The sequence below is a fragment of the Rhizobium lusitanum genome (assembly GCF_014189535.1).
In the GTDB taxonomy this organism is placed as follows: Bacteria; Pseudomonadota; Alphaproteobacteria; order Rhizobiales; family Rhizobiaceae; genus Rhizobium; species Rhizobium lusitanum_C.
In genome coordinates, this window is sequence record NZ_CP050307.1 from 1,093,867 (window position 1) to 1,117,173 (window position 23,307).

The window sequence follows — 23,307 nt, forward strand, 5'->3', positions numbered from 1 at the left end:
CTTAGAAAGTCGCGCGTCAAGTGGCATCTACCCTTATTGACCTTAGGACATTGATTGATTACGGTCACAATATCTGTCAGACAGCTTGACAGATATAAGCGTCTCGCGCCATTGGAGGATAATGTGGTCATGACTCGCAGGGAGCACGATTTGCTGGGAACCAAAGAGATCCCGGCAGATGTCTATTGGGGCGTGCATACGGCACGGGCGGTGGAAAATTTTCAGGTCACCGGCATGACGATCGGGCGCAATCCCTATCTCGTCCGGGGTTTGACCTTCGTGAAAGAGGCTGCGGCAATCGCGAACCACGAGCTCGGGCTGCTCGATCGCGTGCGGATGGACGCAATCGTCCGGGCCTGCCGCGAAATCCGCGCCGGCGCGCTTCACGACCAGTTCGTCGTGGACGAAATCCAGGGCGGAGCCGGCACCTCGACGAACATGAACGCAAACGAGGTCATCGCCAATCGCGCTCTTGAACTGCTCGGCCATAGCAAGGGCGACTATGCCCACCTGCACCCGAACGACCACGTCAATCTCAGCCAATCGACCAACGACGCCTACCCGACGGCAATCAACATCGCGCTGATCGAGGCGATCGACGACCTCGCGGCCTCGATGACGATGCTGAAGACCGCCTTCGACCGCAAAACGCAGGAATTCGCCCGGTTCATCAAAATGGGGCGGACGCAGCTGCAGGATGCTGTCCCGATGACGCTCGGACAGGAGTTCCGGACTTTCGTCGTGATGCTCGGCGAGGACAAGGCTCGCCTTCTCGAGTCCGCCGCGCTGCTGCACGAGATCAATCTCGGCGCCACCGCCATTGGCACGGGGCTGAACGCCCCTCGCGGATATGCGGCACTGGCATGCGAGCATCTGTCGCGACTGACGGGCCGACCGCTCGTCACGGCGGAGGACCTGATCGAGGCGACGCAGGATCCAGGCGCATTCGTGCATTTGTCAGGAGTGCTCAAGCGCGTCGCCGTCAAACTGTCGAAGACCTGCAACGACCTTCGGCTGCTCTCCTCCGGCCCTCGCGCCGGCATCGGCGAAATCACCCTGCCCGCCGTGCAGGCTGGATCGAGCATCATGCCCGGCAAGATCAATCCGGTCATCCCGGAAATGGTCAATCAGGTCGCCTACGCGGTGATCGGTAACGACATCACCATCACCATGGCCGCCGAAGCCGGCCAGCTCCAGCTCAACGCCTTCGAGCCCATCATGGTGCGCGCCCTCTCCCAAAGCATCAGCCAGTTGAGCGCCGCCTGCCGCATCTTGGCGGAGCGTTGTGTCGATGGCATCCAGGCCAATCCCGCCATCATGGCCGAACGGGTGGAGCAATCGATCGGGCTTGCCACAGCACTCAATCCGCTGATCGGCTACTATGCAGCCACCGAAGTCGCGCAGGAAGCGCTCGCCAGCGGCCGTACCGTGTCACAAGTCGTCCTCGAACGCGGGCATCTTACCGTCGAGCAGCTGCAAAAGGCGCTAAGCCCAGAGCACCTCGCCAACCTGCCCGCTATCGTCAACGCGGAGCCTGATCTTCTCCAATGATGGTGGCAACCACCTGCTTCACCTGGCCCAGGTGAAGCTCCATTGCCTCTCGCGCCTCCTGCCCTGAGCCCGCCTTGATCGCGTCCACGATCCGGCGGTGCTCGAGGTTCGATGCCGAGCGTCGTCCGGCCATCATGTTCACCATCTCAGATTGCAGAGACAGGGCTTCACGGGCATCGGCCACGATTTTTGCAAACAGCGCGTTGCCCGAGGCATCAGCGATCACGCCGTGAAACTGCGAGTCGAGCAGCACCCACGGGTACGGCTCCTCTTCCCTCTCCATCTTGTCGCACAGCTCCAGCAATGCTGCCAGTTGCTGCTCCGTCCGGCGCAGCGCCGCCCAGCCGGCGGCGGGAACCTCGATGAACGGGCGGGCCTCGATCAGATCGCGAGCCGAGTAGGCGCCATAGTTGAGTTCCGGGCTCGGTACCGCAGTCATGACATAAGTACCGCTGCCGGTGCGCGTTTGCGTCAGACCGAGCGTTTGAAGAGAGCGCAGAGCCTCGCGGATGATGGGCCGACTCACGCCATACCTTTCCGCCAGTTGAGCCTCCGATGGCAGGCGTGTGCCGATGGTCAGCTGGCCCGAGCTGATAGCCGAACGCAAATCTTCAAAGACCGCCTCGGCGGCGTTCTTCCGACTGATCGGCTTTGTCTCGGATAACCAGTCAGCCAATTCGCTTATACTCCCGCTTGATAGACACCTCGGATCTGTCAAACAGCTAAGCTGAATCCCGGCGGGCATCAAGCGCTGACACGCGAGAGTTGCTCTTAGAGCCCAGATTTACGGAAGCCTATCGGTGTGTTCGCGGGTAAGGATTGCGCTCCGGGAAGCTCCAGCCGGCGATGATCTCGGGATCGGCCTGCCACACTTCCACCTTCAGCGGATAGCATGCAGCCTCGTCGCTCGAATGGCCGCTGCCGCAATCACCCCCGGGGCATGCGGAAAGTGCGCCTAGAAGATCGATCTCGGCGAAGAATTCGAGGAAATCACCGGGCCGCACGGGGCTGGCCTTCATGAAATACTGGTGGGTGTCGCGCGTGAAGCCGGTGCACATGAAGACGTTCAGGACGTCGTGCACATGCGTTTCCGCCGCCTCAAGCGATATGTTCTTTTCCTCGGCGAGCGCGCGCGTCAGGTTCGAATGGCAGCAATGATGATAGTCGTTCCCCTTCAGCAACCGGTTGGTATAGGGATCGCAGCGTGTACCGATAACGTCGTGGATGCCGGCGCCGTCATCATCCCAGCCATACCAGCCGAGCGTGTCATGGGTAATCGTCGCCATCGGCCGCAGAGATGGCAAGCTGCTCCACAATCGATCGCCGACGCCGACATGCGTGGCATGCAAGGCGCGCGTCTTGCCGCTGAAGAAGCGCTCCGAAAGATCGTGCGCATTCCAGAGATTTAGGTCACCGACCTGCGACCCCTCTATGCTGACGATCCGGAAAAAATGCCCCTTGGGAACATGAAAGCTGCGGGCCTCCCTCGGCGGGACGATAGTTTCGCTGACCTTCGTCAGACTTTGTCTCGCTCCATTCAAAAGACCGATATCCGCAGCCGGAAGCGTCTCGATCGGATAGACCACGACCGGCGGCTTGCTGCGGCGGTCGTGCGCGTCGGAAGGGATCGGCGGCATGGGTGAATTCTGCATTACGATCAATATCCCCTGGCGACTTGTGTGATGGATACCTGAGCGCTTGTCGAACGCGCATAGCCAGCACCGATTTCGGCGGCACTTTAGCGAAGTTGCACGGCCTGACAACGCAGTTTGTTCTTGCTCTTTGGCTAAGTCTTACTTAGTCATTCTCCATGAGAAACCTACCCCTCGCCTCCCTACGCGCCTTCGAGGCAGCAGCGCGTCACGAGAGCTTCGTCAAGGCCGCTACCGAGCTCAATCTGACTGCGGCCGGCGTCAGCCAGCATGTGCGAACGGTGGAAAATTGGCTAAACGTCCCGCTCTTCGTGCGACAGACGCGTGGCGTCGCGCTGACCGCTGCTGGCCGCGAGTTCGGCGGGGCTGTGACACAGGGGCTCGGACATATCGAAACCGCCGCCAGTCAACTGCGGCTTGAGATCCACAGCCGCCCGATCGGCATTGCCTGCATCGCGTCGATGGCAACGCGATGGCTCATTCCGCAATTGCCGAGGTTCCGGGCGGCTTATCCAGACATTCGCATCAACATCGTCTATGCGCTTGAGGCAAAGACGCCCGAGGCAGCCGGTGTCGATCTGCTGATACGCCACGGACCGCGTCCAAGCCCAAGCGCAGTGGAGCTTCTGCGTGCAGAAACGCGCCCCACCTGCTCGGCGGAATTCCGGGCTCGCCACGGCGAGCTTGAAATGCCGCATGATCTGGCCAACGTCGAACTCCTTCATGACGAGACCACCGATGCCTGGGCACGCTGGTTCGCCATCGCCGGCCTCCAGAAGACGCCCAAGGCCGGCCCCATCTTCGCCGATTTCAACTTGATGATTGGATCGATCATCGGCGGCCAGGGCATCGGCCTTTGCCCTACCGCGCTGATCGTAGATGAGCTGGCGCAAGGATCATTGGTGACGCTGTCCGACACAGCCTCGGATAAGGACAAAGCCTATTGGCTCATCGAGGCAAAGAGCCTTTCCAATGAGGCCAAAACGTTTCGTGACTGGCTGGTTGTGGCAAGCCGGGAACGTTCCATCCACGGCTAGTGAGGACTGGCGGTCGGTCGAATGATGATTTCGCTGACATCGACATCTTCGGGCTGGCTGAGTGCGTAAAGGATCGAATTCGCCACGGCTTCCGGACTGATGGCGGTCGCCCGCCAGATTCGCATCGCCTCTCGCGCGCTGTCGTCACTGATGGTGTCGGCAAGTTCCGACGTGGTGACACCGGGCGATATGATCGTGACGCGGATGCGGTCTTCCTCCTGCCGAAGGCCATCGGAGATTGCCCGAACCGCGAACTTTGTGGCGCAATAAACGGCGGCTGTAGGCGAGACGCTGTGGCCGCCGATCGACGAGACGTTGACGATGTGGCCCGTGCCCTGCGCCTTCATGATCGGTAGGGCAGCGGCAATTCCGTAAAGCACACCTTTGATATTGACATCCACCATCCGGTCCCATTCATCGACCTTCAGTGCCTCCATCGGCGATAGCGGCATGACGCCCGCATTGTTGACGATGGCGTCGAGCCGGCCGAATTCCGCGACGGCATAGTTCGCGAAGGCCCTAACGTCTTCTACCGATGTCACATCAAGCCTCCGCGTCCGGACCAAACCACCGGCCGCGCCAATCTCATCAGCCAGTTCTTCCAGACGATCCTCGCGGCGCGCACCGATGACAACGCGGGCTCCTGCTGCAACCAAAACCCGCGCGGTCGCTGCGCCGATGCCGCTGCTTGCGCCAGTTATGGCGACGACTCTACCATCTATATTGGACATGTTTGCTCCTTGCATATTTGGCTGTTAGGCGGGGAAATCGGCGCTGAGCGTGGTTTCCGCCCAGGCGTCAAAGTTGGCCCTGAGGGCATCAAGGCGTTCACGCGCGATCTTCAGCGCGGGAGCGCCGAGCAGAAGCCGTAACGGCGGCTCTTTCGCCTCATAGGCGGTGATGATCGCGGCTGCGGCCCGGACGGGATCGCCCGGCTGGTTGCCGGAGACGGCCCGAGTCGCCTGGCGGCGCTTGCCGGCCGTTTCCGCGTAATCGTCAATCACCGTCCCGGATTCGATCATCGAGCGGCCTGCCCAATTGGTACGGAAGGCCCCGGGTTCCACGATGGTCAGCTTGATCCCGAGCAGGGCAACCTCATGGGAGAGCGATTCCGACAAGGCTTCGACCGCAAACTTCGTGGCGTGGTAGTAGCCGGTCGCTGCGAAGGCGACGAGGCCACCGAGCGACGATATGTTGAAGATGTGACCATGGCGTTGGGCCCGCATACCCGGCAAAACTCGCTTCGTAACGGAGATTAGGCCAAAAACATTTGTCTCGAACTGATCGCGGATTTCCCTATCGTCGCCTTCCTCAATCGCAGCGAGATAGCCGTAGCCCGCATTGTTGACGAGGACGTCAATCGTTCCGAAATGTCCTTGCGCAGCCGCAACAGCCGTGTCGATCGAGGCCTTGTCGGTCACGTCGAGCCGCAGTGCCAGCGCGCGGTCGCCATAGCGCGAAGTCAGTTCCGCCAGCGCCTCGGTATTGCGCGCCGTGATGGCCGCGCGCCAGCCGCGTTCGAGAACAGCTTCGGCCAAAGCACGGCCGAGCCCGGAAGAAGCACCTGTGATGAACCAGGCGGGATTTGTCGTTGTCATGTCTCATCCTTTCGGCCGGAAACCGGCCTGTCTTTTTCTGCGCAGCAAGATCCGGCGTCACTGACGACGAAGGATCATGCCCGCATGATGGAGGGTATTGTCGTCAACGAAGTCGCCGTCGGCGGTAAATCCGGTGTCGTCCCAATAGTCGATATGGGTGCCGGCAACCTCGTATCGTCCACGATAGGCACTCCCGCGATTGCCGCGTGCCTCGTCGTAACGGCCATTGGCAAGAAGTTCATGCCGGATATGGCCGTCGTCGGTAATCCACATGCCGACATAAGAATGGTCTGCCATGTCTTTCTCCTTCGTACCACGTGCGTCGTTGAGCGATGCGTGGAACATAAGACGATGCTTTGGCGTGATCCAGTTGCCAATCGAATGCAAGCTGGTTAGTGTAACTAACCAATGACCGACGACTTTGAAGGTATTTCTGTATTCCTGGCGATCGCGGAAGCACGCAATTTTCGCGTGGCTGGCGAGCGCCTTGGCGTCACCCGATCGGCGATCAGCCAATCGCTGCAGCGACTTGAGGACAGAATTGGAGCAGCCCTTGTTCAAAGGACGACCCGTAGCGTCCGCCTCACCGAGGCCGGGGAGCTGTTCCATGATCTCGTCCGCCCGTCAGCCGATCAGGTGTCTCACGCCATCCAGGCAATCCGAGAAGTGCAGGCGCGACCGAGCGGCCTTCTGAGGATCGCCACATCGTCGATCGCTGAGCGTTTCATATCGGGGTCGTTGCTCGCAGGCTTTCTCGAAGCCTACCCGAACGTCAAACTCGATATCACCGTCACCGATGACGAATTCGACATTGTTGCGGCCGGATTTGACGCCGGTGTCCGACTTGGGGAGGTGATCGCGCAGGATATGATCGCCGTGCCTGTCTCAGCGCCACAGCGGCAATGCGCCGTGGCATCGCCAGCCTATCTTGAACGCCGCGGGGCGCCTCGAAACCCGCGCGAACTCGTCGAACATATCTGCATCGGCTGGCGTCCAAGACCGGATGCCGCCCCCTATCGCTGGGAGTTCACGGAAGGAGGACGGGATTACGATGTCGCCGTCAATCCAGCGCTCACGACCAACGACATGGGAATGATGATCCGCATGGCCCGCGCCGGCGCCGGTCTCACCTTCGGCATGATCGAGACGTTCGAGCCCTATTTTGCCCGCAACGAACTCGTGCCTCTCTTGGAAGACTACTGCCCTGCCTTTGCAGGCTTCTACCTCTACTACCCAAAGAGGCACCGGCAGCCGCTCAAACTGCGCGCGCTGGTGGAGCATGTCCGCACGTTTGAAGCTCGGGCTGCGGACTAGTCGTTTCCATATCGACTGCCCGCGCAAACGACCGGCCCGATTTCCTGAAATAGCTGGTTCAGAAGCCCATGAAGCCCGGTTGCTCAGCAAGCTTGGGCGCCTTTTCCAAAGCCGTCAGATCAACCCTGGGAACACCGAATTCGGTGTCGCCGGCGAGAATTTCCTCGATCTCGGCCGCCACCTGCAATACGCCGGCGTCATCGTTCCGCCGGCCGACGATCTGCAGGCCGAAGGGCATGCCGAGTGTGTCGCGGCCGACCGGAATGGTGATCGAGGGATGGCCGGCAAGGGTCGAGGCATAGGCCATGGCCAGCCAGTGATAGTAGCTTTTGGTCGGTTTTCCGTCGATTTCTTCCGGATAGAGTTCGTGCCAGTCACGCGGGCTGATCGTTACCGCCGGGCAAAGCACATAGTCATGGGTCTCAAAGAACGTCTGCCAGTCGCGATAGAAGCGACCCTGCTTGACCAGCGCATCGGCGATATCGAGCGGACCATAGCTCAGGCCCTCCTCGACATTGGCGCGGACGAGTGCCCCGACCTTGTCCGGATGGGACAGAATCAGCTTGTGATGTGTGCCCAAGAACATCACGCCGCGCAGAACCGAAAAGATGCGATCCGCATCGGCGCAATCCGGATGTGTCTCCTCGACCATGCCAAGATGGCTCGACAGTCGCTTTGTCACCCGCCTGAAACTATCACGAATAATCCGTTCGGTCGGCGCAAAGCCGAAATCCTCGGTAACGGCGATGCGCAAGGAGGCGAGGTCGGGGCGGCGACCGGCTCCAAACCGATCCGCCTGCCAGGCGGTCTTGCCATCGACGACAACCGTGTAGGGATCGAGCCTGTCCGGCCGCGCCAATACGGACAGCATCAGAGCGACATCGGCAACGTTGCGGCCCATCGGCCCACTGGTCGGCAGTGGCATCAGAGCCATAGCGCGGGTATCACCCGGAACGACGCCCGGCGACGGGCGAAAGCCGACGACACCGCAAAAGGCTGCGGGATTGCGCAGGCTGCCACCCGTATCCGATCCGGTCGCCAGTGGCGCCATTCGGGTCGCCAGGAGCACAGCCGAGCCACCGGAAGAGCCGGCGGCACTCTTCGTCGTGTCATGCGGATTGGCGGTGGCGCCATAGACGGCGTTACGGGTATTGCCGCCGGCGCTCCATTCCGGATTATTGGTCTTGCCGAACGGGATCGCCCCTGCTTCCCGCATGGCAGCCACGATAGCATCATCCTTGGCGGCGATATTGTCGCGATAAATTTCCGAACCAAAGGTGGTGGGCAAGCCGGCAACGTCGATCATGTCCTTGACGCCGAAAGGCAGGCCATGCAGCGGGCCGAGCGCTTCGTTGCGCGACACCTTTTCTTCGGCCAGTCTCGCCTCTTCCAGAACCCTGTCGAAATTATACGCCACTAGAGCGTTCACCGCTGGGTTGAGCGCCTCGACCCGCTCGATACAGGCCTCCGCCAGTTCAACCGGCGAAAGGCTCTTGCGTCCGATCAGCCGGCGTGCCTCCAGCGCACCGAGATCCGCGGGGTTGGACTTGCTCATGACAACACCTTTCTGAAGGATAGAATGAAATGTCAGCAAGCCGTCAGGCATTTGCCCTCAGGCTGGCTGCATTGTCGGCGATATCGAGGAACAGCGCCGTCATCACCTGCATGCCTTCGCGCGCGATCGGGATCAGAACATGCTCGTTCGGCCCGTGCTGGCCGCACTCGGCATGGGAATGGGGAATCCAGATCGTCGGTAGCCCGAGAATTTCGGTAAAGGCATCGTTCGGCAGCGATCCGGCGAGATTGGGCAAGACATGTGGGCGGCGACCCGCACTGCGCGTAAGGGAGTCCTCGACGAACCGCACCCATGGATGGTCCGGTGAAAAGCGCGTCGCCCGGAATGCCTCGCCGCGAGCGGCGCGCACCTCGACCATCGGAAAGCCATTGGCGTCGAGATGGCGGCGCAGAGCCGGAATGATATTGTCGATGTCCGTGCCGACCACGAAGCGCAGCTGACAGGCGGCCCGCGCCGAACCCGATATGGCGTTCTGCGGCGCATCGATATTGCCGGAGGACAAGGCGAGAACGGCGAAGGAGTTCCAGCCGAAGACCCGTTCGCTCGGCGTCAGATCGCGCTCGCCCCAATCGGCATCGTGTCTCCGTGGCGGCAGGTCGCGAAGGACGGCGCGGATATCGGGCGTGAGGCTCGTCGGTCGCCATTCGGCAATCTTGATCTGGCCGCGCGCATCGGTGATCGTCGCGATTGCCTGGGCGAGAATAATGGCCGGATCGGCAAGCAGGCCGCCGAAATTGCCGGAATGATGATCTCCGTCGCGCAGGTTGACGATGAGATTGATGGACATGCCGCCACGCGATCCCATGAACATGGTCGGCGTGTCCACCGCCAAACGCGGACCGTCGGAGGCGATCAGCACATCCGCCGCAAGGCGTTCCCGGTTGGCTTTGAAGAATTCTCGCAGGCCGAAGGAGCCGGTTTCCTCGGCCATCTCCAGAATGATCTTCGCGTTGAAACCGAGACGGCCGGTCTTTCGGATCAGCAGTTCAAGCGCCTTGATGTTGATGAGATGTTGGATCTTGTTGTCCGCCGTGCCCCGGCCGTAAAGCTTGTCGTCTTCGCGAGTAAGCTTGAACGGCTCAAGGCCCTCGCGCCAGCGATGCGCTTCGCCATTGCACACATCGCCATGGCCATAGACCAGCACGGTCGGCAATTCCTCGCCCTCGATGCGGCTGGCGATCAAGAGCGGCGCTCCCCCCTCCCGCGGATTATCGAAGATCTCGACGGAAAAACCCATGGAAAGCAGCAGCGGCTGCATTTCCTTCTCCAGATAGGCCTGAAGCTCCTCACGTCGACCTTCGGACTGGCTGACGGAACGTCGCGCCACGAGCCTCGCGAGGTCCGCCTCGAGCCCGCCGCTGTCGACATAATTGCGGGCGGCCTCGATCACTTGCACTCTGTCCATGGAACTGCCTACCTCGTTGCGTCGGCAGCGGACAACGCTGCCATATTGGGCGCTTCCCAGCCGCGACCGGGCATGGCCGCAAGCAGTTGGCGCGTATAGGAATGTTGGGGATTACCGAAGATGTCGTTGACGGCACCGTACTCGACCACCTCCCCCTTCGACATGACAAGAATATGGTCCGAAATCTCGGCGGCAACCCTAAGATCATGGGTGATGAAAATCACCGTCAGGCCGACGCTCTTCCGGATGTCGTCGAGGAGTTTCAGCACATCTTTCTGCACCGAAACGTCGAGGGCCGAGACCGCTTCATCGGCAATCAGGATCTTCGGCTCGACCATGAGCGCGCGGGCAATCGAGATGCGCTGGCGCTGCCCTCCGGAAAACTGCACCGGATAGCGGTCAAGCGCATCCTCTTCGAGACGGACGATCTTCATCAGTTCCCGCGCCTTTTCCATCGCCTGCTTGCGCGGCACGCCGAAATTGACGGGGCCTTCGACGAGGAGATCGCCGATGGTCCGGCGTGGATTGAGCGAGCCGTAGGGATCCTGGAAGACGATCTGGATATGCTTGCGGAAATTGCGCCGTCCAGCCGCTGTTCTCATATCCAGCCGGTTATTGCCAATCCAAATAGAACCCTCGTCTGGCTCTACGAGACCCATCAGGCAGCGCACCAGCGTCGTCTTGCCGGAACCCGATTCACCGACGATACCGAGCGTCTGGCCCTCGAGCACGGTGAAATCTGTCGGCTTAACGGCTTGAACCTTGCGGGCCGGTCTGAACAATGTGCGGGCGGTTGAAAACGTCTTCTCGATGCCGGCGACACGCAGCGCGATCGGTGCGGACATCTCGGGATTTCCCTTACCGCCGTGGCGTTTCGGGACGGCATCAATCAGCATGCGCGTATAGGGATGACTGGGGCTGTTGAGCACCTGCTCGACGGTTCCCTGCTCGACCACCACGCCTTTCTGCATGACGACAACGCGGTCGGCGATCTCCGCCACCACGTCGAAGTCATGGGTGACGAACAGGATACCGGCCCTGCGGCTTTCCTTCAGCACCTTGAACATGTCGAGGATCTGCGCCTGCGTCGTCACGTCGAGCGCCGTGGTCGGCTCGTCTGCGATCAGCAGGCGTGGCTCCATGGCAAGCGCGATGGCGATGACGATCCGCTGGCGCTGGCCGCCGGACAATTGGTGCGGATAGGCATGGTAGAGCCGCTCCGGTTCGGGAAGCCGCACTTCCGTGAGAAGCGCCATGGTGCGCTCGCGCCGCTCAGCCTTCGAGAGCTTGGTATGAGCCTTGAAAACCTCTTCGATCTGATCGCCGACCGTGTAGCATGGGTTGAGAGCGCTCATCGGCTCCTGGAAGATCATGCCCATGCGGTTGCCGCGCAGGCCGAAATGTTCGGTCTCGGAGAGTTTGAGCACGTCACGCCCCTCGAACAGGATTTCTCCGGCGGACGGCTTCAGCACCTTCGGTAGGAGACCCATCGCGGCAAAGGAAGTGATCGACTTTCCGGAGCCGGATTCCCCGACGATGCAGAGGATTTCCTTCTCGCGGATATCGAGCGACAGATTGCTGACGGCGTGCGGACGATCGCCTCCCCTTGGGAGATCGATGGTCAGGTTACGGATCGAAAGGACGGGTTCGACGGCGTTCGTCATCAGTTTCTGCCCTCCGGCGCGGTGATGTCGCGGATGCCATCCCCCAGCATGTTGATCGCAAAGACCAGTACGAACAGCGCGATACCTGGAATGGTGATCAACCAGCTCTCGAACAGCAGCATTTCCTTGCCCTCGGAAATCATCAGGCCCCAGGATGGGGTCGGCGGCTGCACGCCAAGGCCGAGGAAGGACAGGGCTGCTTCCAGAATAATGGCGTGCGCCATTTCCAGCGTGACGATCACGATCAGTGCATTCATGACATTGGGCAGCACATCCTTGAAGAGGATGCGCGGAAGGCTTGCCCCGAGCACTTCCGCCGCCGCGATGTAGTCCGCCTGGCGTACCTGCATGGTCGCGCTTCGCAGCACCACCGCGAACCGATCCCAGAGCAGCAGGCCCAATATCGAAACCACGACCGTCAGCGAACCGCCGAAAAGTGCAACGACCGCGAGAGAGACCAGCGTCGCCGGCAGGGCAAGCCGCACCGACACAATGAACATCACGACGGCGTCCACCTTGCCGCCGAAATAGCCGCCGAGAATGCCGAGCGTGGTGCCGATTACAGCGGAGATCATCGCCGCCGGTAAAGCCGATCATCAGGGAGACGCGGGCGCCATAGATCAGTCGCGAAAGATAGTCGCGACCAAGCGCATCCGTTCCGAGCAAATGCTTCCAATCCCCCCAAGGAAGACCGGCGGAGCAAGCCGTGCCAGAAGATCCTGCTTGTAGGGATTATGAGGTGCGATCAACGGTGCGAAAAGCGCAATCAGGGCGATGATCAGCAGGATGCCAAATCCCACCAAGAAGCCCCGATGCTTCAGCGCCCTGCGCGCGAACACCCTCGATGGTGCCGGAGTGGCTACTGCCTGGATGACGGTTGCGGTCTGGGACATGTCGTTCATCTCAGGCGGTCCTCAATCGGGGATCGAGCCATGCGTTCAAGACGTCGGCCAGAAAGGTGAAGACGATGTAGAACATCGCGAAAATCAGGATCAGTGCCTGCATGGTCGGCAGGTCGTTGCGTGAGATCGATTCCCAGGCAAGGAATCCCGCACCATGCAGCGCGAAGATCGTCTCCACCACGACCGAGCCGCCGAACATGAAGCCCAACTGCACGGCGCTCAGGCTGACGACCGGGATAATGGCGTTGCGCAAGGCATGCTTGAACAGTACCTGCCGTGGCTTCAGGCCCTTGGCCCGGGCGGTCCGAATATAGTCGGAAGACAGGACTTCCAGCATGCCGGCGCGGGTAAGCCGCATGATGGCGGGCGTCGCGTAGTAGCCAAGAACAATCGTGGGCAGGATATAGCCAGTCCAGCTGCCGGTTCCCGAAGCCGGCACCAGGCCGAGATTGACAGAGAAGATCACGATCAGGATCAAGCCGAACCAGAAGCTCGGGATCGCCTGCCCGACGACCGCGATGCCAAGTGCCAGCCGGTCGATGATGGTATTGGGAAAGGCGGCGGCAAGGACTCCCATCGGGATCGCCAGCAGCAGCGCGAAACTCATGCCGAGAAAGCCGATCATCATGGTCACCGGGAGCCTGTCGGCAATCATTCCGGAGACCGGCTGCTTGAAATAGTAGCTCATGCCGAAATCGCCGGAAAGCGCCCGCATCAGCCACTCGACATATTGGAGCATCAATGGCTGATCGAAGCCGTATTGGCTGCGGATAGCGGCGATTGTCTCCGCCGGGGCGCCCTCGCCGGCAATCGCGATAGCCGGATCGCCCGCCATGAACAGAAGAATGAAGCTGATGAAGGACACAGTCAGCGCCACCAGCGCCGCCATACCGATTTTGGTCAGGACAAATTTCAGCATCGTGTACCCTTAAGCGGGAGGCGCGACCGGACTAGTCGCCCTTGTCTTCTGGAACACGCCATTCGCTGGATCCAAGGATACAGCGAGTGGCGGATGCGCATGTCATTTCCAGCCTATTTCGTAGAAGCGAACCAGCTCATCGGGCGTCGGCGTGAAGGAGACGTCCTTGCTCATGATGTAGTTGGTGGAATAATTCCACAGCGGCACCCAATAGGCCTTGTCGGCAATCGTCGAGAGCGCCTGTTTGTAGAGCGTCTTGCGCTCGGCCGGATCGACGGAGGAATCGGCTTTCTCCAGAAGATCCGACAGGCTCTTGTCGCGCGCATCGTCTTCACCGCCCATCGTGAAGAACTCGCTGGTGATGGCCGAGGCATCGGCGATCGAGTTGGAGCCCCATGTCAGAAAGGACATGGGCACGCCTTCCTTGATACGCTTTTCGCGCAGCGCCGCATATTGCAGGTATTTGAGATTAGCCTTGATTCCGACTTCGGCCAGCATGCCGATCATAGCTTCCGCCAACGGACGATCGCGATAGGCGTAGAAATCGATCTCGAAGCCATTGGGATAACCGGCCTCCGCCAGAAGCGCCTTGGCCTTGTCCGGATCGTAGGAATAGGAAGCAACATCGGTGGCGCAGCCGAACTGGCTTGGCGAGCAGGCGCTGTTGATCACCTCGGTCGTGCCCTTCATCAGCGCCTTGACGATGCCGTCGCGGTTGATAGCGTGATAGACTGCCTGCCGGACCCGCACATCGGTCATCGGATTTTTCGTGCCGCTTCGGCCGGCTGCATCGAGCGACAGATAGCCGACGCGCATCGTCGGCGCATTGAGGACCTGGAAATTGCCGCGACCAGCCATCTTGTCGGCCTGATCGGAAGGCACTTGCCAGACGAGATCGATCGTCCCGTTGAAGAGTTCGGCCATCTGGGTGTTGATATCGGGGATCGTGCGGATATCGATCGTCTCGACCTTTGCCTTCGGCTTTGCGGCAGCAAAATAATCGTCGTTGCGCTTCAACACATAATGCTTGCCGGGCTCGACGCTGACGACCTTGTATGGGCCGGTTCCGATCGGCTTGGTTGCCACACCGGCCGGTCCGACCGCTGCGTAATATTCGTTCGGCTGTATGATGACAGGCCCCGCGAGATATTCGAGCGCTGCCGGAAAAGGCCCGTTGGTGATGATGCGGACCTTGAACTGATCGATCTTCACCGCCTGCTTGATCCAGCTGGTCGCCACCGTGTTCTTGGCGCCATTCTTCGGATCGATCATATAGTTCAGCGTATAGACTACGTCGTCCGCGTCGAAGGGCTCGCCATTGTGGAATTTGACCCCCTGGCGCAGGGTCAATTCCAGCGTTGTCGAATCCACCCACGACCAGCTGGTTGCGAGATTGCCGACATATTGTCCCGTCTTCGGATCACGATAGAGAAGACCATCCCAGACCGCGTTTCCAAGCAGGACGCCCTCGCGCGCGGTGTTGAAATAGGGATCGATATGCTCGAGCTCCTTTGAGAAGGCGATCGAGATGGTGTCGTCCGCTTTCCCGGCATTGGCGACCGGCGCCAGCAGGAGCGGCAAAAACAGGGCAGCGGCAATAACAGCTAGTCTCATTGAAGTCCCCTTTATTGCCTAGTTTCTAGGCGTTTTTATTTATGCCCACACGATATCCCATTTTTACTAATTGTATACAAAAAATAAGAACTGAACTACTAATTATATTTATGCATACAATCTCTTGTTATCATCACCTTTAGGCGGAATAATCGCAGCAGGAGAAACCATCATGATTCACAACAAACCATCCGCGGCGGACGCGCTTTACGAACGCATCGAAACCCTGATTGCCGAGGGGGTCTTCAAGGATGGCGAGCGCCTGGACGAGGTGCGCCTCGCCGGCGATTTCGGTGTGTCGCGCACGCCGCTTCGCGAAGCCCTGCGCCTGCTCTCGTCGACCGGACTGGTCGAGCTTATTCCCAACCGCGGCGCTTTCGTGCGGCAGCCGAGCTTCACGCGTCTCGTGGAAATGTTCGAGGTAATGGCGGAAGTCGAGGCCTGGTGCGCGCGGCTTGCTGCCAGCCGTATCACCAAGGCGCAGGTGTTGCTCCTGCGCCAGACGGCATCCGCCTGCGAGGCAGCCCTGCAGGTACAAGACTACCATCGCTACTACGCCGAGAACGCCGCGTTTCACAACATGATCTACGAAGCCTCCGGAAATGGTTTTCTCGCCGAAGAGGCGCGCAATCTGCAACGGCGCCTGAAGCCGTTTCGCAGGGCGCAACTGTCGTTTGGCGACCGGCTTTCCCAATCGATGAGCGAGCATCGCGAAATCCTGGTGGCGCTCGAGGCGGGCGATGTCGCACGGGCCGAAACAGTGATGCGCGACCATATCCAGGTGCAAAGCAGCACCTATGAGGAGTACCGCCTGTCGATAACCGACGCTTCGACGGCCGAGCGTTCCGCCTCCTAGATAAACAAGGACTGACGCAGAGACAGCAGCGGCCCGGACATCATCGCCCTCTCGCGAGGCCAAGATCCGTTCTGATGATGCTCGTCTCGTTGATCCCATGATGCCCATATGGGTCCTGAACCACCCTTGCCCGGTTACGCGATCCGGCAGGTATCTGCTCCGCCAGATCGCGCAATTGAACTTTAGCCGTTGCGGAACGTGTAGGCGTAGCCGTTGATCGCCGGAGCCCCGCCGAGATGCGCGTAGAGAACCTTCGACCCCACCGGGAAATACCCCTTCTTCACGAGGTCGATCATGCCCTGCATGGACTTACCCTCGTAGACCGGATCGGTGATCATGCCTTCCAGGCGCGCGCAGAGCCGGATGGCCTCCTTAGTCTCGTCCGACGGCACGCCGTAGACCGGATAGGCATAGTCCTCGATCAGGACGATATCGTCGGAAGAGAGTTCCCGGCCGAGTTCGACCAATTCGGCGGTGCGCTGGGCAATTTCCAGCACCTGCGCCTTGGTCTGCTCGGGCGTAAAGGATGCGTCGATGCCGATGACCTGGCGCTCGCGGCCATCCTTGGCAAAGCCGACGGTCATCCCCGCATGGGTGGAGCCCGTCACCGTGCAGACGACGATGTAATCGAACTTGAAACCAAGCTCTTCCTCCTGGACACGAACCTCCTCGGCAAAGCCGACATAGCCAAGCCCGCCATATTTGTGCACGGATGCACCGGCCGGGATCGGATAGGGCTTGCCGCCCTTGGCCTTGACGTCTTCGATGGCGTCTTCCCAGCTCTGCCGAATGCCGATGTCGAAGCCTTCGTCGACGATCTGCACATCCGCGCCCATGATGCGGCTGAGCAAAATGTTGCCGACGCGGTCATAGACCGCATCCTCATGCGGAACCCAGCTTTCCTGCACGAGCCGGCACTTGAAGCCGATCTTGGCGGCAACGGCGGCGATCATGCGCGTATGGTTGGATTGAACCCCGCCAATCGACACCAGTGTGTCCGCGTTCGAGGCAATCGCATCGGGAATGATATATTCCAGCTTGCGCAGCTTGTTGCCCCCGAATGCCAGTCCGGAATTGCAGTCCTCCCGCTTGGCATAGAGCTCTACCTTGCCGCCGAGATGTTCGGAAAGCCGTGCCAGCTTCTCGATATGGGTCGGACCAAATGTGAGCGGATAGCGCTCGAATTTCTCCAGCATGAATTCCCCTTCAGCTTGTCGTGCTACGGGGAAGACGCTAGCATCACTTCAATGAAAGGTGCTCTCGAAGATGAAGCTCAGATTTCTTCTTTAAAACGTCGAATTCTAAATTAAAGTTCTTTTCATCCATAGTATCCAATCTTTTCGGAAGATTCTTTCATGGCCTCTGAACTGGACCGTATCGACCTTAAAATGCTCCGCCTGCTGCAGAAGAACGGGCGGCTCAGCAATGCCGAACTCGCGCAATCGGTCGATGTCAGCCCGGCAACCTGCCATCGCCGCACGCAGCGTCTGTTCGAGGAGGGCTACATCAAGACCGTGCGGGCGATGATAGAGCCACAAAAGGTTGGCCGTGGTGCCCTGGTCATGGTTGGCGTGGTGCTTGACCGGTCGACGCCCGAGAGCTTTGGCGCATTCGAAAAAGCCGTTGCCAAATTGAGCTTCGTTCTCGACTGCAATCTCGTTGCCGGCGATTTCGATTATTTCCTGAAGATCCGCGTCGGCGACATGGCCGATTTCAACCGCATTCACGGCACACAATTGATTGCCCTGCCCGGCGTGCGCCAGACCCGCACCTTCTTCGTCATGAAGGAAGTCGTCGATAATGCATTGCTGGAGTTCTAGCTGGCCGCATATCGCACGCGACCAGCGTAAACCTCAGAAAGCCCCTCGCCTCACACAAGTCCCGGCACGATCAGGACAAGCCAGGCAACGATCGGGCCGATGATGGCAATCAGGGCGCTGTAGATCAGCAAGGTTTTCAGCACGCTCTCGCGCTCGCTTTCCTGTGCATTGGCGACGACCAGCGCGCCATTGGTCGAGAACGGGCTGGTATCGACGATGGTGGTGGAGATCGCGATGGCCGCGACGACGCCGACGGCGCTGATCTGCCCCTGCAACAGGAAAGGCACGGCAAGCGGGATGATGGCGCCGAGAAGCGCGGTCGATGAGGCGAAAGCGGAGACGATGGCGCCCGTGAAGCACAGAAGCAGCGCCACCAGCAGCGGCATCCCGAGGCTTGAAATGCCGTGCGCGACATAGTCGATCGTTCCGATCTTCTCCATGACGCCGACATAGGTGATGATGCCGGCGATCAGGAGCACAGTCGACCAGCTGACCTTATCGATCGCCGCCTTCTGGGTCTTCGGCGACAAGAGAGCAAGCACAACGGCGACGGTGATCGCCACCAGACCGACATTGAATTTGAAGACCAGCGCACCAAGCGCCAGTGCGGTCAGGCCGACCAGCGTCGTCAGCCGCTCCGCCGTCAGACCGGCAAGCGCCTTCTCTTCCTTCGTTTCTACCTCAAAGACATGATGGCTGATGGGGGCCGCGCGCGTGCCGCCATGGCCGACGATGGCTCGCGTCACGCCTTGAGGATGCAGGTCCGGCAAGGGACCGGACGCCGCCGGCTGCTTGCGCAGAATCTTCGGGCCACCGAAGATGAAGAAGACCAAGACCGCGATGGCGAGGTTGAAGAAGAAGCTCGACAGGAACAGCGATGTCGGCGCGTAAGGCAGCTCCGCCTTCTGGACGATCTGGTTGGTGATGCCGCCATAGACGCTTATGGGCGAGAAGCCGCCGGCCTGCGCGCCATGGATCACCATCAGCCCCATCATCACCGGGCTGATGCGATATTGGAATGCGAACCCAAGCGCGACCGGCGCAAGGATGGCGACGGCTGCCGGGCCAAGCGCGCCAAAGCCGGTGATGATCGCGGCAACGAGAAACATGACCCAAGGAATCCAGGCAACATGTCCGCGCACCAGCTTGACCGCGCCTTCGATTAGCCAATCGATCGTGCCGTTGATCTGCGCGATGGCAAAGAGATAGGTGACGCCGACCAGTGTCAGGAACAGGTCGCTTGGAAAGCCCGCGAAGATATCGGCGGCCTTCATGCTCATGACGAGCGATCCGATCAGGAAGGCGCAGGCGAAAGCGAGTGCGCCCATATTGATCGGCTGGATCGTGGCAATGACGAACATGCCGGCAAGCAGCACGATCGACAGGATCTGGATATTCATAGCTTCCTCCCTTCGGCAACCTCCTCAGGCGCCGGTCCCCATTTTCATGAATGCATGATCAACCCCGCCTCGGTGCTACTCCCAAGCACCAAGGCGGGGTAGGCGCCTCTCAGGAGGCCTTCTCGTAAAGATCCTTGAGCTGGTCGCGCAGCAAGTTCTTCTGGACCTTGCCCATCGTGTTGCGCGGCAGTTCCTCGGCAAAGATAACCCGCTTCGGCTGCTTGTAGCGCGCAAGGCGATCCTGCAGCGCGGCAAGCACGGCCTTCTCGTCTAGTGTCGCATCACGTTGCAACACCACCACCGCCGTCACGCCTTCGCCGAAATCCGGATGGGCGACACCGATCACCGCGCTTTCGACGACGCCGTCGAGCTGGTCGATCTCGTTTTCGACCTCTTTCGGATAGATGTTGTAGCCGCCGGAAATCACCAGGTCCTTGCCGCGACCGACGATATGGACATAGCCGTCCCTGTCGATCTTGCCGAGGTCGCCGCTGATGAAATAGCGATCTTGAGTGAATTCGGCCGCCGTCTTTTCCGGCATGCGCCAATAGCCCTTGAAAACATTCGGACCCTTGATCTCAATCATGCCGGTCTCGTCAGGCGACAGCGTCGCGCCTGTGGCCGGATCGGCAATCCTCACCGTGACACCTGGCAGCGGAAAGCCGACCGTCCCGGCCCGGCGCTCGCCATCATAGGGGTTGGAGGTGTTCATATTGGTCTCGGTCATGCCGTAGCGTTCGAGAATGGCGTGACCGGTGCGCTGCTGGAATGAGATATGCGTTTCCGTCAAAAGTGGCGCAGAGCCCGAGATGAAGAGCCGCATGCTGGCGACAGCGTCCCGGTTCAATCCCTCGTGCTGAAGCAATCTGACATAGAATGTCGGCACGCCCATCATCAGCGTTGCCTTAGGCATCAGCGACAGGATCTCGCCCGGCTCGAACTTCGGCAGCAGGAACATCGATGCGCCGGAAACCAGCGTGACATTGGTCGCGACGAAGAGGCCATGCGTGTGGAAGATCGGCAATGCGTGGATCAGCCGGTCCGCCGCCGTCACGCGCCAATATTCGCGCAGCGCAAGTGCATTCGACAGCAGATTGTCATGCGTGAGCATGGCGCCCTTGGAACGGCCGGTGGTGCCGGATGTGTAGAGGATCGCGGCGAGATCATCTGGAGCACGGGCGGCGTCGATAAAATCGGCGGGCTCCTCCCGGGCGAGATCCGTCAACGATCCCACGCCGTCCGCATCCAGCGTCTCGACGATCGCGCCATAGCGCTGCGCCAGCTTCTCGACCTCAGTCCGAGCCTTCGGGGAGACGACGACGAGCCTCGGCTCGGCATCGCCGATGAAATAGTCAAGTTCAACAAGCGTATAAGCGGTGTTCAGCGGCAGATAGACCGCTCCTGATCGAACGCAGGCGAGATAGAGCATCAAAGCCATCGGGCTCTTCTCGACCTGAACCGCAACGCGGTCACCGGGGCGAACGCCAAGCGCGTCGATGGCGCTGGCAAGCTGCCCCGAGAGGCGCAGCGCATCCCCATAGGTCCAGCGCTCACCGCTGGCGGTCTCGATGAAAATGGCATCCTCGGACGTAGCGGACGCCCTGATGGCGTCGAACAGATGATTGCCCATAACTCCCCCTCCTAAATCTGCTGCTCAGGTCTTTTGCATTTCGCCATGACGCCGACGGATCGGGCCGCCAGGACCAGCATCGGTCACGGCGGCCTCTGCCAATTTCTTCACTTCCGGCGAGGCCGCGACCTCGCCGTGTTGCGCAAGAGCCTCGTGGTTTTTCTCGATATCATCCAGCTTGTAAAGATAGTTGACCATCAGGCCGTGGGACTGGCGCATTGCCTTCTGGGAACGATCGGCAAGGAAGTTCAGCCGCTCCAGGCGGGCGCCGTTGCCCAGATGAAAACGAGCGACCGGATCGACCGGCCGCTTGCCGTGACCCTGCTCCTTGACGAAATAGCGCGCCGCGAGCGGCAAGAGCACAGCCTTGACGGCCTGCGATCGCTCGGGATCATCTGTCCAGTCCGGCTCATCGAGCAGGTCCAAGGTTTCCAGCGTCTGCTCGCTGAGGCCAGCATCCTCAGCCTTGCGCAACCGTGCCAGCCAGCCGGCAAACCCCGGAACGGGTGACAAAGTCACGAAAGTCTTCAGGCCGGGCAGATCCCGACGCAAATCTTCCACCACCTGCTTGATCAGGAAATTGCCGAACGAGATGCCGCGCAGCCCCTCCTGGCAATTGGAGATGGAGTAGAAGACCGCCGTCGTCGCATTCTGGGCAGCGATCGGAGACCGGCTTTCGTCAAGCACGTCCGTAATCGTGGAAGGGATCGCCGTGGTCAGCGCCACCTCGACGAAGATCAGCGGATCGTCGGCAAGACGCGGATGGAAGAAGGCGAAGCAGCGGCGATCAGGCGGCACCAGCCGTCGTCGCAGTTCATCCCAGCCGGCAATCTCGTGCACGGCCTCGTATTTGATAATCTTCTCCAGAAGATCGGCCGGCGTCGACCAGTCGATCGGACGAAGCGTCAGGAAGCCGCGATTGAACCAGGATCCGAAGAGATGAGCGAAATCGGCGTCCACGGCACGCATCTGCTCCGTCGCATCCTTCATGCCAAGCAGCCGTTCGCGCATCTCCACCAGCTTTGCCGTCCCCTTGGGCGCAAGATTGAGCCTGCGCACCAACTCCTGACGACGTGGCTCGGCCGCTTGGTGTAACTCAATGAGCGTGTTCGAATTCCTGTCGCTGCGGTAGCGATCGATCGCCTTGTCCAGTTTGCCGACATCGGGGCCGAATTGCTCATGCAGCATCAGCATGAAATCTCGCTGGCCAGTGGGACCGAGTTCAGCCCAGCGCTGAAGGATTTCGGCGGCCAGCGCCATGCCCGAGGCTTCGCCCCGGCTCGACAGAAGCATATTGCACAGGGTTTCGAGCGTCGTCTCCGCTTGAACCGGCTCGGCGCGTGTGCCCACCGCGAGCAGTCTGCGACCGCGATCCGTGATGCTTTGCATCATGTCGCTGAAGAAGGAGATGCCTGCCATGTCAGTATCCTCCGGACGAGACGGGATTGGATGGAAACAGCCCTCCCAAGCGTTTCCTGTCCGTCATGATGGCGCCGATAGGCCGCGCTCATTTGTGTGCGACATATCTATTGTGGTATCGTTGTTAAGTCATCTTGTGCGCAAAGTAAATAATATTGCATACAAGAATTTGATTTTTGCATTGGAGAACGTGATAAGCATGTCCGAGAATGTCGTTCAACGCCTGCGCGATGAGATCGAAAACGGCATCATTTCAAACGATTTCGCCCCGGGCGAGCGGTTGGACGAGGTGCAACTGGCCACGCGCTTCGGCGTATCGCGAACGCCGATACGCGAGGCGTTGATGCAGCTGAATGCGATCGGACTGGTGGAAATCCGTCCACGACGCGGCGCAATCGTCATCGATCCGGGGCCGCATCGCATTTTCGAGATGTTCGAGGTGATGGCCGAGATCGAGGGCATGGCCGGCTCGCTGGCGGCGCGGCGGCTGACGGACGCCGATCGCACGGCAATCCTGGCCGCTCATGCCGACTGCAAGCGCTCGTCTTCCGCCGGCGACAGCGACGCCTATTATTACGACAATGAGCGCTTTCACAGGGCGATCTATGCCGCCAGCCACAATGATTTCCTCTCGGAGCAATGCGTGGCGCTACACCGCCGCCTGCAGCCCTATCGGCGACTTCAACTGCGGGTCCGCAATCGTGTCGCCACGTCCTTTTCCGAACATGACACAGTCGTGGAAGCGCTCTTTGCCGGCGACGCGGAGCGTGCGCGCACGCTTCTGCGCCAGCATGTCAGTATCCAGGGCGAGCGCTTCAGCGATCTCGTATCGACCTTGTCGCGCAGGTAGTCACTCGCGGCGGATGCATCACTTCTTTGGCAGCGACACGGTGCCGGCTGTATCCTTAACTCGAACTGTGCCATGAAATGCAAAACCTACATGCAACATC

19 protein-coding genes and 2 pseudogenes are annotated in these 23,307 nt (G+C 60.2%); 6 read left to right on the forward strand and 15 right to left on the reverse strand.

Annotated features, from left to right (window positions below):
• Positions 1–129 precede the first annotated feature (129 nt).
• Complete coding sequence (locus HB780_RS08085) at positions 130–1,551, forward strand: aspartate ammonia-lyase (protein ID WP_183689502.1); 1,422 nt, start codon at positions 130–132, stop codon at positions 1,549–1,551.
• Here the strand turns inward: HB780_RS08085 and HB780_RS08090 are convergent.
• Positions 1,523–2,236, reverse strand: coding sequence for a FadR/GntR family transcriptional regulator (locus tag HB780_RS08090; protein ID WP_183689650.1), 714 nt, complete (start codon positions 2,234–2,236; stop codon positions 1,523–1,525). The genes HB780_RS08085 and HB780_RS08090 overlap by 29 nt on opposite strands.
• Before the next feature lie 109 nt (positions 2,237–2,345).
• A complete protein-coding gene (locus HB780_RS08095) occupies positions 2,346–3,203 on the reverse strand; it encodes an urea carboxylase-associated family protein (protein ID WP_183689503.1) in 858 nt (285 codons plus the stop codon).
• 158 nt (positions 3,204–3,361) lie between these two features.
• On the opposite strand from HB780_RS08095, the gene HB780_RS08100 reads away from it, so the two are divergent.
• Positions 3,362–4,240: a LysR substrate-binding domain-containing protein gene (locus HB780_RS08100; protein ID WP_183689504.1), complete on the forward strand. Its 879-nt coding sequence runs from the start codon at positions 3,362–3,364 to the stop codon at positions 4,238–4,240.
• Here HB780_RS08100 and HB780_RS08105 read toward each other — a convergent pair.
• The 3 genes and pseudogenes from HB780_RS08105 to HB780_RS08115 form a co-directional block, all read right to left on the reverse strand.
• Positions 4,237–4,971 carry an SDR family oxidoreductase gene (locus HB780_RS08105; protein ID WP_183689505.1) on the reverse strand — a complete coding sequence of 245 codons (735 nt, stop codon included), beginning with the start codon at positions 4,969–4,971 and terminating at the stop codon, positions 4,237–4,239. The genes HB780_RS08100 and HB780_RS08105 overlap by 4 nt on opposite strands.
• Positions 4,972–4,995: 24 nt before the next feature.
• A complete protein-coding gene (locus tag HB780_RS08110) occupies positions 4,996–5,838 on the reverse strand; it encodes an oxidoreductase (RefSeq protein ID WP_183689506.1) in 843 nt (280 codons plus the stop codon).
• Positions 5,839–5,895: 57 nt separating this feature from the next.
• Positions 5,896–6,129 (reverse strand): annotated as a pseudogene (locus HB780_RS08115) (Atu4866 domain-containing protein); the annotation flags it as partial.
• Positions 6,130–6,246: 117 nt separating this feature from the next.
• On the opposite strand from HB780_RS08115, the gene HB780_RS08120 reads away from it, so the two are divergent.
• Positions 6,247–7,152: a LysR family transcriptional regulator gene (locus tag HB780_RS08120; RefSeq protein ID WP_183689508.1), complete on the forward strand. Its 906-nt coding sequence runs from the start codon at positions 6,247–6,249 to the stop codon at positions 7,150–7,152.
• A 58-nt stretch (positions 7,153–7,210) separates the two neighbouring features.
• Here the strand turns inward: HB780_RS08120 and HB780_RS08125 are convergent, their stop codons facing one another.
• The 6 genes and pseudogenes from HB780_RS08125 to HB780_RS08150 form a co-directional block, all read right to left on the reverse strand.
• Positions 7,211–8,707: an amidase gene (locus tag HB780_RS08125; RefSeq protein ID WP_183689509.1), complete on the reverse strand. Its 1,497-nt coding sequence runs from the start codon at positions 8,705–8,707 to the stop codon at positions 7,211–7,213.
• A gap of 43 nt (positions 8,708–8,750) precedes the next feature.
• On the reverse strand, positions 8,751–10,133 hold the full coding sequence (locus tag HB780_RS08130) for a M20 family metallopeptidase (protein ID WP_183689510.1): 1,383 nt from the start codon (positions 10,131–10,133) through the stop codon (positions 8,751–8,753).
• A gap of 8 nt (positions 10,134–10,141) precedes the next feature.
• On the reverse strand, positions 10,142–11,797 hold the full coding sequence (locus HB780_RS08135; protein WP_183689511.1) for a dipeptide ABC transporter ATP-binding protein: 1,656 nt from the start codon (positions 11,795–11,797) through the stop codon (positions 10,142–10,144).
• Positions 11,797–12,699, reverse strand: a pseudogene (locus HB780_RS08140) (ABC transporter permease). Before HB780_RS08140 ends, HB780_RS08135 begins: the two are co-directional and overlap by 1 nt.
• Position 12,700: 1 nt before the next feature.
• Positions 12,701–13,618, reverse strand: a complete 918-nt coding sequence (locus HB780_RS08145) for an ABC transporter permease (RefSeq protein ID WP_183689512.1) — start codon at positions 13,616–13,618, stop codon at positions 12,701–12,703.
• A 102-nt stretch (positions 13,619–13,720) separates the two neighbouring features.
• The gene (locus HB780_RS08150; RefSeq protein ID WP_183689513.1) at positions 13,721–15,232 is read right to left on the reverse strand and encodes an ABC transporter substrate-binding protein; all 1,512 of its coding nucleotides are present in this window, start codon (positions 15,230–15,232) and stop codon (positions 13,721–13,723) included.
• Between the two features lie 172 nt (positions 15,233–15,404).
• Between HB780_RS08150 and HB780_RS08155 the strand changes: the two genes are divergently transcribed.
• The gene (locus HB780_RS08155; protein ID WP_183689514.1) at positions 15,405–16,088 is read left to right on the forward strand and encodes a GntR family transcriptional regulator; all 684 of its coding nucleotides are present in this window, start codon (positions 15,405–15,407) and stop codon (positions 16,086–16,088) included.
• Positions 16,089–16,270: 182 nt separating this feature from the next.
• Here the strand turns inward: HB780_RS08155 and HB780_RS08160 are convergent, their stop codons facing one another.
• Positions 16,271–17,284 carry a 1-aminocyclopropane-1-carboxylate deaminase gene (locus HB780_RS08160; protein ID WP_183689515.1) on the reverse strand — a complete coding sequence of 338 codons (1,014 nt, stop codon included), beginning with the start codon at positions 17,282–17,284 and terminating at the stop codon, positions 16,271–16,273.
• Between the two features lie 159 nt (positions 17,285–17,443).
• On the opposite strand from HB780_RS08160, the gene HB780_RS08165 reads away from it, so the two are divergent.
• Entirely contained in the window at positions 17,444–17,908 is a 465-nt protein-coding gene (locus HB780_RS08165; RefSeq protein WP_183689516.1) for an Lrp/AsnC family transcriptional regulator, read from the forward strand.
• A 50-nt stretch (positions 17,909–17,958) separates the two neighbouring features.
• Here the strand turns inward: HB780_RS08165 and HB780_RS08170 are convergent, their stop codons facing one another.
• From HB780_RS08170 to HB780_RS08180, 3 genes are all read right to left on the reverse strand, one after another.
• The gene (locus HB780_RS08170; RefSeq protein ID WP_183689517.1) at positions 17,959–19,308 is read right to left on the reverse strand and encodes an SLC13 family permease; all 1,350 of its coding nucleotides are present in this window, start codon (positions 19,306–19,308) and stop codon (positions 17,959–17,961) included.
• A 109-nt stretch (positions 19,309–19,417) separates the two neighbouring features.
• Positions 19,418–20,938, reverse strand: coding sequence for a malonate--CoA ligase (locus tag HB780_RS08175; protein WP_183689518.1), 1,521 nt, complete (start codon positions 20,936–20,938; stop codon positions 19,418–19,420).
• 24 nt (positions 20,939–20,962) lie between these two features.
• Complete coding sequence (locus HB780_RS08180; protein ID WP_183689519.1) at positions 20,963–22,357, reverse strand: malonyl-CoA decarboxylase; 1,395 nt, start codon at positions 22,355–22,357, stop codon at positions 20,963–20,965.
• Between the two features lie 199 nt (positions 22,358–22,556).
• Between HB780_RS08180 and HB780_RS08185 the strand changes: the two genes are divergently transcribed.
• Positions 22,557–23,207 carry a GntR family transcriptional regulator gene (locus tag HB780_RS08185; RefSeq protein WP_183689520.1) on the forward strand — a complete coding sequence of 217 codons (651 nt, stop codon included), beginning with the start codon at positions 22,557–22,559 and terminating at the stop codon, positions 23,205–23,207.
• Positions 23,208–23,307: the final 100 nt, after the last annotated feature.